Raw genomic sequence first — 12,766 nt, forward strand, 5'->3', positions numbered from 1 at the left:
TTCCCCGTGTCCAAGGTTCTCACCTCCCTGCCCACGGGCGAACGTGTCGGCATCGCCTTCTCCGGCGGCCTCGACACCTCCGTCGCGGTCGCGTGGATGCGCGACAAGGGCGCGATTCCCTGCGCCTACACCGCCGACATCGGCCAGTACGACGAGCCCGACATCGCGTCGGTGCCCGGTCGCGCGCTCAGCTACGGCGCCGAACTCGGCCGCCTGGTCGACTGCCGCGCCGCCCTGGTCGAGGAGGGCCTGGCCGCGCTGACCTGCGGCGCCTTCCACATCCGCACCGGCGGGCGGGCGTACTTCAACACCACCCCGCTGGGCCGGGCCGTGACCGGCACCCTGCTGGTGCGGGCGATGGTCGCCGACGACGTCCAGATCTGGGGCGACGGCTCGACCTTCAAGGGCAACGACATCGAGCGGTTCTACCGCTACGGCCTGCTGGCCAACCCGATGCTGCGCATCTACAAGCCGTGGCTCGACACCGCCTTCGTCACCGAGTTGGGTGGGCGTAAGGAGATGTCGGAGTGGCTGCTGGAGCGCGGCCTGCCCTACCGGGACAGCACCGAGAAGGCGTACTCGACCGACGCCAACATCTGGGGCGCCACGCACGAGGCGAAGACCCTGGAGCACCTCGACACCGGCATCGAGACCGTCAACCCGATCATGGGCGTCCGGTTCTGGGACCCGTCGGTGGAGATCCCGACCGAGGACGTCACCGTCGGCTTCGACCAGGGCCGCCCGGTAACGATCAACGGCAAGGAGTTCGGCAGCGCCGTCGACCTGGTGCTGGAGGCGAACGCCATCGGGGGTCGGCACGGCCTGGGCATGTCGGACCAGATCGAGAACCGGATCATCGAGGCCAAGAGCCGGGGCATCTACGAGGCGCCCGGCATGGCGCTGCTGCACTACGCGTACGAGCGGCTGGTCAACGCCATCCACAACGAGGACACCCTGGCGAACTACCACAACGAGGGCCGCCGCCTCGGTCGGCTGATGTACGAGGGTCGCTGGCTGGACCCGCAGGCCCTGATGCTGCGCGAGTCGCTGCAACGGTGGGTCGGCACGGCGGTCACCGGCGAGGTGACGCTGCGGCTGCGCCGGGGCGAGGACTACTCGATCCTGGACACCACCGGCCCGTCGTTCAGCTACCACCCGGACAAGCTGTCGATGGAGCGTACCGAGGACTCGGCGTTCGGCCCGTCGGACCGGATCGGCCAGCTCACCATGCGCAACCTGGACATCGCCGACTCCCGGTCGAAGCTGGAGCAGTACGCCTCCCTCGGTCTGGTCGGCGGCGGCAACCCGCAGCGCATGATCGGGGCCGCGCAGGCCGCCTCGACCGGCCTGATCGGCGCCATGCCCCAGGGCGGCGCGGAAGCCATCGCCTCCCGGGGCGTCGCCTCGCCGGAGGACGAGGCGCTCGACCGCGCCGCGATGGAGTTCGGCGTCGACTGAGCCCGTCCTGCCACGCCGCCAGGCCGGGGCAGCCCAAGCCGCCGCCCCGGCTCGCGTCGTCGGCCGCTGTTCGAGATCCGGCGTCACGGACGGTAGCGTGTCGGCCGTGTTCCCTACCGTCCGTGAGGTCCTCGCCCTGGACCCGGTCCGCCACGGCGCGCCGCGCGTGGTCGCCGGGGACGACGGGCTGGACCGACCCGTCCGCTGGGTGCACGTGGCCGAGGTGCCGGACATCGCCACCCTGCTCGGCGGCGGCGAACTGGTGCTCACCACCGGCATCGGCCTGCCCGCGGACGACGCCGGGTTGCGCGCGTTCATCGGCGACCTCGCCGACGTCGGCGTGTCCGGGCTCGTCGTCGAGCTGGGCCGCCGCTACGTCAGCGGGGTGCCCCGGGTGATGGCCGCCGCCGCCGACCGGCGAGGGCTGCCCCTGGTGGAGCTGCGCCGGGCCACCCCGTTCGTCCGGATCACCGAGGCGGTGCACGCGCTGATCGTCGACGCGCAGCTCACCGAGCTGCGCGCCACTGAGGAGATCCACCAACGGTTCAACGACCTCTCCGTCGAGGGCGCCGACACGGCCGAGGTGATCAGGCAGGCCGCCGAGCTGTCCGGTTGCCCGGTCGTGCTGGAGAACCTGTCCCGGCAGGTGCTCGGGTACGACCCGGCGGGCGAGAGCGCCGAACTGCTGCTCGACGGCTGGGAGCAGCACTCCCGGCGGATCCGTCCCGCCGGGCGGACGGCGTACGACCTGGACAGCGGCTGGCTGGTGACCACCGTCGGCGCCCGGGGACAGGACTGGGGTCGGTTGCTGCTGCGCTGGCCGGCCAGCGGGGACGTGCCCAGCGCTCAGGCCGGCGAACCGACCGCCGGCCCACCCACCCGGCTCACCATCCTGATCGAGCGGGCCGCGTCCACCCTCGCGTTGGGCCGGCTGATCCGCCGCGACGCCGAAGGCCTGGAACGGCAGATCCACCGCACCCTGCTCACCGCGCTGCTCGACCACTCCCGCCCGGTGGACGAGGTGGGGCTGCGCGCCAAGGCGCTCGGTGTGGTGCTCGACCGGCGCCACCTGGTCGGCGTGATGGTCCGGCACCGCGCCGACGACGCCGCCGGGGAGGTCGGCCCCGAGGCCGCCCAGGCCCGGCTGCGGGATCTCGCCGAGGCGGTCGGGCAGGCGGTGCGGGAGGCGAAACTCACCGCACTGACCAGCGCCGTCGACGACCATTCGGTGGGCGCGCTGCTGGCCCTACCGGACCCGGCCGCCGAGGACCGCGCGCTGTCCGCGTTCGCCAGCGCCCTTCATCGGGTACGCCTCGAGGCCGGCACCGGCCGCGCGTCCACCGCCGGTGTCGACCCGGCCCGGGGTGCCGGCCCGGCTGCCGTGATCGTCGCCGCCGGATCGGGTGTGGGGAGCCTGCGGGAGGCCCGAAGGTCGCTCGTCGAGGCGCGGCAGATCGCCGAGGCGGCCCGACGCGATCGGCGCGACCTGCCGATCTTCCGGCTACCCCACGTCGGTCTGGCGGGGCTGTTGCACCTGCTACGCGACGAGCCCCGGTTGCAGACCTTCGTGGAGCGCGAACTCGGCGCCCTGTTGGAGTACGACGCCCGGCACCCTCGGGAGCAGCTGCTCGACACGCTGCGCGCGTACCTGGAGCAGGGGCGTAACAAGTCCGCCGCGGCCGCCGCCGCCCACCTGTCCCGACCGGCCTTCTACGAACGCCTGGCCCGCATCGCCCGGATCCTCGACGTGGACCTCGACTCGGTAGAGGCCGCCCTGTCCCTCCACGTAGCCCTCCTGGCCCTGGAAGCGGTCCGAGCGCCCTGACGTGGCTCCTTGTGTTGCCGATTCGGCGGCGGACGGCTCGGCGTCGGGGTGAACGTCTGGGTCGGGCACGCTTTGGAGCTGATGTCGTAAACGAATCATCCCCTGGCCTACTCGGCCCGGTCTTGGGTCCGGCCCGGTCTTGGGTCCGGTCCGGCTGTGGGTCCGGTCCGGCTGTGGGTCCGGCCTTGGGTGCGCCCGGTCATGGTCCGGCCTGGGGTCCGGCCCGGTCATGGTCCGGCCTTCGGTCCGGCCCGGTCATGGGCTGCCCCGACGTGTTGGGCCTGGCGTGTCCCGGCCACGGCTCGGCCTGCCTCGCTCGATTCGTTTACGACATCAGCTCCAAAGGGGCAGCGCCACACACACTCCACCGGCCAGCCGCCGCGATGATGCGAACCACGGGAAGCGCAACACGGGCGCGGGGGCAGAGCGCGGGCCTGAAGGTGTAGCGCGTCACATGAGTTGATTCAGGGCTTTTGCGTAATTTGGGGGTATGTGGTTGGGGCCGCCGGGGGTGAAGACGTCGGACGTGGCCACCGCGGACCAGGCCGTCGCCGGGACGGCGTCCACCAGGGCCTGGATCACCGGGGCGTCGCGCCACTGGTCCTGCTCGGCGAGCAGGCCGAGGGCCACCACCGACTCCTCGACCTCGCCCACGCACTCGAACGGCTTGTGCCCGTCCACGCCCAGCAGCTCGCGGTAGCCGGGGATCTGCGACTCGTCGGCCAGCAGGTCACCGCCGAAGATGTGGGTGACCCGTTCCCGTGGCATGAACGGCGCCATGGCCAGGAAGACGAACCGGCACTTCGGGCAGTCACGGCACCAGCGCTCACTCGCGTCGCGTAGCTTGAACGCCTGGTTGCAGCTGGTCACCACGTCGTCGTACCGGGTGAACTCGGCGAACAGCCGGGCGATGTGCAGCTCGGACAGCGACCGCAGCAGCGAGAAGTACGGTTCGGTCAGGCCCGCGTGCTCGGCCAGCGACGCCCGCAGCAGCCCCTCCGCCTCGACGCCCTTGGACCACTGGTGGTTGATCTCATGGCCGTTCCAGACCAGGTTCGGGTCGGACGCCGAACGCTCGTTGGACATCACCACCGGGCCCAGCCCGTGCAGCACGGCGGTGGCCACCGCGATCAGCGAGTTGATGGCCGTGACCGGGATGTGCCCGTTCAGCGCGCCCGCCGCGTTCAGGTCGAACAGCACCGGGTCGATGCGCCGCCGGGCGGCCAGCGGGACCAGCCCGGACGCCTCGTTGACGGCGACGATGACGTGGTTCGGGTTGACCGAGAACGGCACCGGGTCCAGCTCGGCGCGGCGCAGCGCCTCCAGGCTGACGATCGAGTCCTTGCCGCCGCCGACCGCCGAGAGCGGGCGACGGTCCGAGTCGTCGTACACCCGGGGCGACTCCGGGGTACCGGCCGGCACCTCCGGGCGCAGCTGGAGCACGTGCGGCAGCTGGTTGCGGTACGCGTACTCGGCGAGGCCCTTGGTGTAGATGGCCGTGACGTAGTCGACGGTGGCCGCGCCCAGCGGCGCGGGCAGCACGAGTCGGGGCGGCGCGGCGGCCTTGTAGTAACTGACCCCGGCGACGAGGTGCAGCACCTCCAGCACCCGGTTCAGGGTCGCCACCGTTTCGTCGGACGGCGGCTCCGCCGGCAGCGGAAGCGTGATCACCTCGGTAAACCGCTGCTCACCGGCCGGGCCGGTCAGGGCGTAGTCGAACAACACCTCGCCGGTGGCGAAGTCGATCGAGTAGGACGGGAAGGTGAAGGCGTCCATCCGCCGGAGCTGCTCGTTGGGCACACGCCATACTAGGCCCTGGTTCGTCCGGCCGTGTCCGGACCGGGCCCCGCCAGCCGCCGCCGTGACCCCCGAGGAGATCCTCGTGCGCCTTTCTGACCTGCGCGGTCGTTCCGTCGCCGTCTGGGGCACCGGCCGGGAGGGCCGGGCCGCTGTGACCGCCATCGCCGCGCACGGTCCGGCCGAGCTGGTCGCCGTCGACGACAGCGCGAACTTCCTGTCGCTGCCCTGGGACGGCCCGCTGGCCGAGGCGGCGCCGCTGGTCACCGGCGAGGCGGGCTTCGAACGGCTGGCCGCCGCCGACGTGGTGGTCCGTTCCCCGGGCGTTCCCCAGACCCACCCGTGGCTGGTCGAACTGCGCCGACGCGGGATCATGGTGACCCAGGGCACCGCGCTGTGGATGGCCGACCACGCCGCGCGCACCGTCGGGGTCACCGGCAGCAAGGGCAAGAGCACCACCTCCAGCCTGATCAGTCACCTGCTCACCGCGATGGGCCGGCCCAACGTCTTCGGCGGCAACATCGGGGTGCCGACCCTGGACCTGCCGGAGGCGGAGCTGTACGTGCTGGAACTGTCCAGCTACCAGTGCAGCGACCTCACCGACTCGCCCCGGGTGGCGGTGGTCACCGCGCTCTTCCCCGAGCACCTGGACGCGCACGGTGGGGAGCGGGAGTACTACCGGGACAAGCTGAACCTGCTGGCCCACGACCCGCAGACGATCGTGGTCAACGGTGCCGACCCCCGGCTGGCCGCGGAGTTGGGTGAGCTGTCGGCGATCCGGGCCGGCCGCCCCGACACCTTCCACGTCGCCACCGGCGCCGACGGCACGCAGTGGTTCCACGTCGGCGACCAGCCGCTCTTCCCGCGCGCCGTGCTGCCGCTGGTCGGCCGACACAACGAGGGCAACCTCTGCGTCGCGCTCGCCGTGCTGGACGCGCTCGGCGTGGACGTGCTGGCCGGCAAGGACCACCTCGCCGTCGCCGTCGCCGAGTTCCAAGGGCTGGCCCACCGGCTCACCGAGATCACCGACCCGTCCGGGTTGACGTTCGTCGACGACACCCTGGCCACCAGCCCGTACGCGGCCATGCACGCCATCGACGCGTACGACGGGCGGCCGTTGACGGTGATCGTCGGGGGCAACGACCGGGGTTTGGACTACACGCCGCTGGCCGAGCACCTGGCCGAGCGGGAGCTGACCGTGATCGGGATCCCGGACAGTGGCGCCCGCATCGTCGAGGTGCTCGCCGGCCTGCCGAAGGTGCGTACCGAACTGGTCGACGACCTGGTGGAGGCGGTCCGGTTGTCCCGCGAGGTGACCCCGGCCGGCGGGGTGGTGCTGCTGTCCCCGGCCGCGCCCAGTTACGGACGGTTCCGCAACTACGAGCACCGCTCCGAGGTGTTCGCCCAGGCCGTCGCCGACACCGCCCGCTGATTCAGCCCCGCTCGACCGGGCTGGGGTCCGGTGACTCCATCCCGGGCAGCAGCACTGTGTCGGCGCCGTCCTCGGGCGCGTGCTCGTCCTCGTGCGACGCGGGTTTCGTCGCGGCGCCGGTGGGAGGGCGGTCCTTGTCCGGAGTCCAGGCGAAAGCGAGTGCGCCGCCGATCAGGGCCAGCAGCATCCCGACCACGAAGCCGCCCAGGTTCGAGGTCAACCAGGAGACCAGCCCGAGCACCAGCGAGACCACGGCGTAGAAGACCCGCTGCTGCGGGGTGGTGATCAGCAGGACGCCGCAGATCACGAGGATGGTGGGGACCAGGTACGCGGCGAGCCCCTGCGGTCCGATGTGCAGCAGCACCCCGAGTGGCGCCCGCAGGGTCGCCAGCATCTCGGCGCCCCCGAGGGCGATCAGCACTGCGGCGGTGAACGGGCGGGCCCGCCGCCAGCGGCGCCACCGCCCGCGGGATTCGCCGACGGCCGGCGCCGTTTGGTGTTGTTCGGTGCTCACGTCAGCACCCGTCGGAGGTGAACGCCATGCGCAGGTTGGGCAGGTTGAAGACGGCTGCGGTGGTGGCGTAGTTGTTCTGCCGCAGGTTCTCGATGACGATCGAGTCCGCCTGCTGGGAGAAGACGCCCGGGTTGCCCTTCACGCCGGGCACCTTGTCCAGGGTGCTGGCGTCCTGGCCGATGTCGATGTTCTTGAAGGCGGCGTTGCCGGCGATCTCGTCGCCGTCGACCACCAGGGTCCGGGCGGTGACCGGCTTGTCGCCGTTGCCAGCGGTGATCTTCAGGTTGATGCCGCCAAGGTTGATGCTCTGGCAGAGGTTGACCAGCTCCGCCTTGTCGATCGCCGAGACCATCACCAGGACCTGCCCGCCGGTGTCGCCCTCGTTGGGGCTGTCGGGAATCATCTGGTCGAGGGTGGCGAACTGCTCGAAACCGGTGCCGGTGAGCCTGTCGGCGGTGACCGTGAACGGCATGCCCGAGATGGCGAACTGCGCGCCCAGCACGCCCTGGGCGGTGAGCATGATCATGCCGGCGGCGCCCGCCACGACGATGCCGAACGTGGCAGCGAACCGGCGCCAACGCACGCCACTGCGCGGCTGGCCGGGTGCGACGTGTGTGGTTTCCTCCGACATGGCGGCTCCCTTAAGATCAATTCACCGACGACAATGGGAATTGCATCCCTTGCCCGCGTTCCGTGGGCGCAGAGCCGAAGTTACCGCCGAGTAAAGGTGAGGTCAACGGCGCGTGAAGGCCATTTGGGCGGTATTTGTTAAATGCGGCCAAGGTGAAAAACCGCTGCGGTTTCCGACCGTGTGATCAGGAGTGGTGGGTCGGTGCGCATGGCGCGGTCGTGCTCGGGCCGTCGTCCGGCCGAATCGGCCGGGTCGCCTGAATCGCGCCCTCGGTGCCCAGGAACGGCGCCACGGCCGCGTAGGTGAGCACCGGCAGCAGTTGCGGCAACTCGGCCACCCGACCCCTCGCCACTCGGCCGCGGACGGTGGCGTAGATGCCCCCGACCACCGTGGACACCAGCTCGTCGCGGCCCACGCCGGCGAGCGCCGGCCCCGGTCCGGCGTCGACGAAGAACCGACGGAAGCTGGTGAGCAGCGCGTCGCGCTCGCGGCGGGCGTCGGGGCCGGCCGCGTCCACCTCGACGAGCGCCATCCGGGCGAACGCCGGCACGCTCGCCAGCACCTCCAGCAGGGTGCGCAGCGCGGCGCGTGCCGCATCCGGCCAGGTCGGGCCGGCCTCGCGGTAGGCGCTCTCCATCAGTTGTGACACCACGGCGATCCCGTGCCGGTACGCGGCGAGAAAGGCGTCCTCCTTGCCGGTGAACAGAGCGTAGAAGGCCGGCCGGGTCACGCCGGCGGCGTGGCAGATGTCGCTGACCCGGGCGTTGTCGTAGCCCTTCGTCGCCACCTCGTGCACGAGCCCGTCGAAGAGGCGGTCGCGCTGGGTGGCGGCCACGGCCTCGGCGGAGACCCGTCGCGGGCCGCGCTTGATCGCGCGGTCCGGGTCGCGGCCCGGACGTGCGCCCGGCAATGGCGCCGGCTGGGGGTGGCTCTGCGTGGTCAACTCATTGACCGCCTTTGATTCGTTGACTTTGCGACCCTCCGGGGTTTATAACTTTCCTCACGCTCAGTTCGCTGCCCGTTACCTTTGGTGATCTCCCCGGACGGTCACCCCGACTTGTCGAAGGAGGGCTCGATGGCTGTCATTATCGCCGAACACGAACGCTCTCCCAATGCCGGAAAGGCGCAGGTGACGCGGCTACGCCGCAGTGCACCACGCCGACCCGCCCGCTGATTCGCGGCATCCCCGCCACCGCCGGCCGGCAGTGACCGCCGCCCGGGCTCCGCCACCACCGCCGCCCGGTCCCGACGGCCGTCCGGCACTCTCCACCCGAGCTGTCCATTGTGGACGCATCTGATCCCCGCCCGGGCGTCCTCGCCCGGCGGTGACCGCCTGCGCGGTCCGCTCGTTCCCGTCCCGCCACCGGAAGGAAGCACCATGCTCAGGTACGGAAAAATCGGCGGGGGCCTCGCGGCCCTCGCGCTGCTGACCGGTCTCGTCGCCGCCCCGCCAGCCTCCGCCGACCCGTCAGCCGCGCTCGCCGGCAACGTCCTGACCTACCCCACGCCCGGCGGCACCGCCGTCGCCGTCAACGACGTCATCCAGGCCAGCCTCAAGACCGGCACCAACGCCACCTTCTACAACTCCACCTCGGGCACCACCGGCATCAAGTGCGCCGCGTCCAGCTTCAGTGCCAAGGTGCTCACCAACCCGACCGCCCCGGGCACCGCCACCGAGAGCCTCACCGCCCAGAGCTTCGGTACCTGCACCACCAATGTGTTCGGCACCACCGGCGTGCAGAGCATCGCCCTCAACAACCTGCCGTTCGCCACCTCCGTCACCAGCGCCGGCGTGGTCAAGATCTCCGGCACCACGGCGGCGCCGGTGCAGAGCACCGTCGTGCTGAACTCGCTGCTCGGCACGATCACCTGCGTCTACCGGACCAGCACCAACAGCCTCACCGGCGTGGCGGCCAACGCCACCAACTCGATCACCTTCACCAATCAGCCGTTCACCAAGTTCTCCGGCCCGTCCCTCTGCTTCGGCACCGCGTACTTCTCGGCGACGTACTCGCCGGTGCGCGACAGCACCAAGGGCAACGCCGCCGTCTACGTGAACTGACCACGCTCCACCGGGCCGGTGCGCGGCGATCCGCCGTGCGCCGGCCCTCGACCATGCCCGGGTCAGCCGGAAGCCAACGCCGCGTGCAGGGCGCGCATCGAGCGGATCGCCGACCGGATCTCCTGGAGGTAACGCCCAGGGGTGAGGGTCTGCTCGGGCAGCACCGCCAGGTCGGGAAGGGTCGGGTCCACCCCGACCGTGTCGATGGCGCAGCCGTACGGCACGGCGAGGGTGCGCAGCGCGTCGCAGTGCTGGAACGGCACGTAGATCGGCGCGGTGACCATCAGCACCTCGTCGCCCGGGGCGAGCCGGACGTGGCCGGCCCAGAACCGTTGGGTGTCGGCGGTGTGCGCCCGCCGCTGGTCCGGTTCGCTGGACGGCGCTGCCAACACCCGGACCGGGGGCAGCCCGTCCGGCCGGTAGGTCCGCGACGACCAGGAGTGGTGCGGGTGGCCGGCGTCCACGCCCTCCTGCTCCGCCGGGGCGGCCACCCCGAACACCCGGCGAACGGCCGTGTCCAGCACGTCCACCTCGGTCTCGTCGGCCGGCAGGCCCGCGTCGGCGAGCGTGCGGCGTTCCCAGTCCGACAGCGGCCGGAAGCTGCCGAGGACAGCGACCTCGCCGCTCACCGGCAGGCCGGCGCGGAGCAGGTGCGCGGCGTACCCGACCCGGCGTACGCAGGCGTGCGCCAGGCCGCCGAGCACCACCAGGTGGGCGTACGCCGACCGGGCGGGCGGCACCGGGTGGATCAGGCCGAGCGCGGCAGCGGTGTCGAGGACCAACTCCGCGGTTGCCGGGGCGAGGTCGGGTTCCCGGGCGTCGGGCCGCTCCCGGCCGCCCCGGAAGTCCCAGTGCCGGGCGGAGAAGTCGTCCAGGAAGCGGAGCGCCTCGGTGAGGTCGCCGTCGGGCCAGATGCCGCCGAAGTGGGCGACCAGGCTGCGGAGCGGGTGCGCGCAGACCCAGGCCCGGATCTCCGCCGTGATCCGCTCGTCGTCCGAACCGGTCGACGACGCCGCGTCCGCGCTCTGCACCTGCCGGATGCTACCGGCCCGTCGCGGCGGGACCCGGCGGTTGTGGCAGCTGTCTACGCTGGCGGGAGCGGCCGATTGGGGGATGTCGATGGTCCGTGACATGGCCCGTGAGCGGATACGCGGGCAGGGCAGCTCCAGTGGGGGCTTCGTCCGTCTGGTGGCACACACCGACCCGGTGGCGTTGGTCGGCATCACCCTGTCGATCACCCTGAGCATCACGCTCGACCTCAGCAACGCCGCCTCGGGGGTGGAGTCGCTGCTGGCCGGCCTGATGGGCATCACCATCTCGCTCCTGGTGGATTCGTTGGCCCGCGCGGAGCGTCGGTTCCACCTGCGTACGCTGCTGGACGGCCCGCCCTGGCTCGTCCGCACCACCACGGAGCTCGCCGGGGCGATGCGGGACGCGGCCGAGCAGCACGCGGGCACCCGGGTTGCGGCGGAGGCGCAGCGGCGGTACGAGCAGTTCCGGTTGGAGGCCGAGCAACTCGCGGAGGGCCGCATCATCCGGCGCGGCGACGAGGACGAGGACCTGATCGGCGCGACCCGCACCTGCGTACAACGGTTGGACGCCCTGACCAACGTGATGCCCCGGGCGAGCGGGGAGCTGAGCTGGTGGCGAAGCGAGATCGGCCGGCGCTACTGGGAGGCCAACCTCGAAGCCCTGCAGCGGGGCGTCCAGATCACCCGGGTGTTCATCTACGCCAGAATGAGCGACGAGCTGTCCGCCCTGGTGGAGAAGCAGCGTGCGGCGGGGGCACGGGTGGGGTTGCTGCCCTACGGTGTGGTCAGTCCCCAGCTCCACGTCAATCTGGCACTCTGGGACGGGTCGAGCTGCTGGGAGGCCCACATGACCGCACACGGCGAGATCGGCGAGAACCAGTTCTCGGTCAACCGGACGGACGTCAACCGGCTCACCCGCGTGTTCGACCTCTGCTCGAATGCCGCGACCTTCCAGGACTGACGGCCCCACCGGGGCGGAGACGGGTGAGCCATGACGTGGAGTGCGGTCCTGCTGGTGACGGCCGTGGTCTGGGCGGTCAGCGTGATCCGCTCCGTCCGGCTCCGAGCGCTGGTCTACAGTCTGCCGCTGCCGATGACGCTCGCCCTGCTCAGCACCGATTACCGGGTGGATGGCGCGCAACTGCTCGGCGTGCTCGGGCTCAACCTCTTCTTCGTCACGGTGGCGGTCACCTACCACCGGCTGCGCTGGCCGATCCTGCTCGCCGACGCTGCCGGGATCGCCGTCTACGTGGCGCTCAGCGCCGGCCTGTTGGCCGTCGTCGTCCCGTTCGAGGCGGCGCTCGTCGGCACGCTCGTGCTCTGGTCGGGGGCCATGCTGCTGCTGCACCGCCGCGCTCGCCCGAGCGTCGCCGCCGCTGATGCCCCGGCGGCCCCCGCCGATGAGCGTGCCGCCGTCGCCGAGACCTCGGACGGAGGACGTCCGGACGGACTGCCGGCGTTGCTCAAGTTGGTCGTGATCTTCGTCGGGGCGATCCTCACCGCACTGCTCGGTGCCGTGCTGCGTGGCATGGTGGTGACATTCCCGTACTCGGGGGTATTGGTCGCCGTCGAGGCCCGCCACCAGTTGCGCGAATTCAGTCGCCACTTCGCCCGCAACAGTCTCGCGCTTGTCGGTTTCCTCACCGCGTACCACTACCTCCAAGACGTCTCGTCGGCCGTGGCGCTGGGTGCCGGTTGGGCCGCCTTCGCGGTGGTTGCTGTGGCCCTGCACCTGCCGTTGCGCCCACGACCGGCAGCACCGGACCCTTCGACGGCGGGCCAGACCATCGCGTCGCCGTCTCACCAGCCCATGCCGGACCGACGACCGGCCACGCCGCCCGCCGACGAGGCGACCCCCGGTGAGTCGGCGCGCCGTCGCGATCCCGCCACGCCGACGGGCGGCGGCCCGGCGGTGGCGCGGAGGGCCGCGCAGGTACGCCCGCCGAGGCCACTCCGGCCGGCGACCGAACCTCCTTCCGTCCGATGAGGACACCTGCCGGGCGGTTTCGGAGGTGC

The 12,766-nt window shown here is 71.7% G+C and carries 11 protein-coding genes; 6 read left to right on the forward strand and 5 right to left on the reverse strand.

The genetic code is table 11. The features are described from left to right. Positions 1-6 precede the first annotated feature (6 nt). Together argG and QSK15_RS28835 are read left to right on the forward strand one after the other, a co-directional pair. Positions 7-1,458, forward strand: a complete 1,452-nt coding sequence (gene argG / locus QSK15_RS28830) for an argininosuccinate synthase (RefSeq protein WP_030337757.1) — start codon at positions 7-9, stop codon at positions 1,456-1,458. Positions 1,459-1,564: 106 nt separating this feature from the next. Then, positions 1,565-3,283, forward strand: coding sequence for a PucR family transcriptional regulator (locus tag QSK15_RS28835; RefSeq protein ID WP_455565555.1), 1,719 nt, complete (start codon positions 1,565-1,567; stop codon positions 3,281-3,283). A gap of 450 nt (positions 3,284-3,733) precedes the next feature. Here QSK15_RS28835 and QSK15_RS28840 read toward each other — a convergent pair whose 3' ends face one another. Continuing rightward, on the reverse strand, positions 3,734-5,083 hold the full coding sequence (locus QSK15_RS28840) for a MurL-like N-terminal domain-containing (RefSeq protein WP_285797198.1): 1,350 nt from the start codon (positions 5,081-5,083) through the stop codon (positions 3,734-3,736). Positions 5,084-5,165: 82 nt separating this feature from the next. On the opposite strand from QSK15_RS28840, the gene murD reads away from it, so the two are divergent. Then, positions 5,166-6,512 (forward strand): UDP-N-acetylmuramoyl-L-alanine--D-glutamate ligase, encoded by a 1,347-nt coding sequence (gene murD, locus QSK15_RS28845; RefSeq protein ID WP_285797199.1) that lies wholly within the window; start codon positions 5,166-5,168, stop codon positions 6,510-6,512. A gap of 1 nt (position 6,513) precedes the next feature. Here murD and QSK15_RS28850 read toward each other — a convergent pair whose 3' ends face one another. From QSK15_RS28850 to QSK15_RS28860, 3 genes are all read right to left on the reverse strand, one after another. Beyond that, complete coding sequence (locus QSK15_RS28850; RefSeq protein ID WP_285797200.1) at positions 6,514-7,026, reverse strand: DUF6114 domain-containing protein; 513 nt, start codon at positions 7,024-7,026, stop codon at positions 6,514-6,516. A 1-nt stretch (position 7,027) separates the two neighbouring features. Next, a complete protein-coding gene (locus tag QSK15_RS28855; protein ID WP_285797201.1) occupies positions 7,028-7,657 on the reverse strand; it encodes a DUF6230 family protein in 630 nt (209 codons plus the stop codon). A 184-nt stretch (positions 7,658-7,841) separates the two neighbouring features. After that, positions 7,842-8,600 carry a TetR/AcrR family transcriptional regulator gene (locus QSK15_RS28860; protein ID WP_285797202.1) on the reverse strand — a complete coding sequence of 253 codons (759 nt, stop codon included), beginning with the start codon at positions 8,598-8,600 and terminating at the stop codon, positions 7,842-7,844. Between the two features lie 435 nt (positions 8,601-9,035). Between QSK15_RS28860 and QSK15_RS28865 the strand changes: the two genes are divergently transcribed. Further along, on the forward strand, positions 9,036-9,719 hold the full coding sequence (locus QSK15_RS28865; protein WP_285797203.1) for a Tat pathway signal sequence domain protein: 684 nt from the start codon (positions 9,036-9,038) through the stop codon (positions 9,717-9,719). A gap of 62 nt (positions 9,720-9,781) precedes the next feature. On the opposite strand, the gene QSK15_RS28870 is transcribed toward QSK15_RS28865, so the two are convergent. Beyond that, positions 9,782-10,750, reverse strand: a complete 969-nt coding sequence (locus QSK15_RS28870; RefSeq protein WP_285797204.1) for a hypothetical protein — start codon at positions 10,748-10,750, stop codon at positions 9,782-9,784. An 82-nt stretch (positions 10,751-10,832) separates the two neighbouring features. Here QSK15_RS28870 and QSK15_RS28875 point away from each other — a divergent pair, with 82 nt between their 5' ends. Both QSK15_RS28875 and QSK15_RS28880 read left to right on the forward strand, forming a co-directional pair. Then, positions 10,833-11,711, forward strand: coding sequence for a phospholipase D-like domain-containing protein (locus QSK15_RS28875; RefSeq protein ID WP_285797205.1), 879 nt, complete (start codon positions 10,833-10,835; stop codon positions 11,709-11,711). Between the two features lie 30 nt (positions 11,712-11,741). Then, complete coding sequence (locus tag QSK15_RS28880; protein WP_285797206.1) at positions 11,742-12,737, forward strand: hypothetical protein; 996 nt, start codon at positions 11,742-11,744, stop codon at positions 12,735-12,737. The last annotated feature ends 29 nt before the right edge of the window (positions 12,738-12,766 follow it).

It is taken from the genome of Micromonospora sp. NBRC 107095 (genome assembly GCF_030269705.1).
GTDB lineage: Bacteria > Actinomycetota > Actinomycetes > Mycobacteriales > Micromonosporaceae > Micromonospora > Micromonospora parva.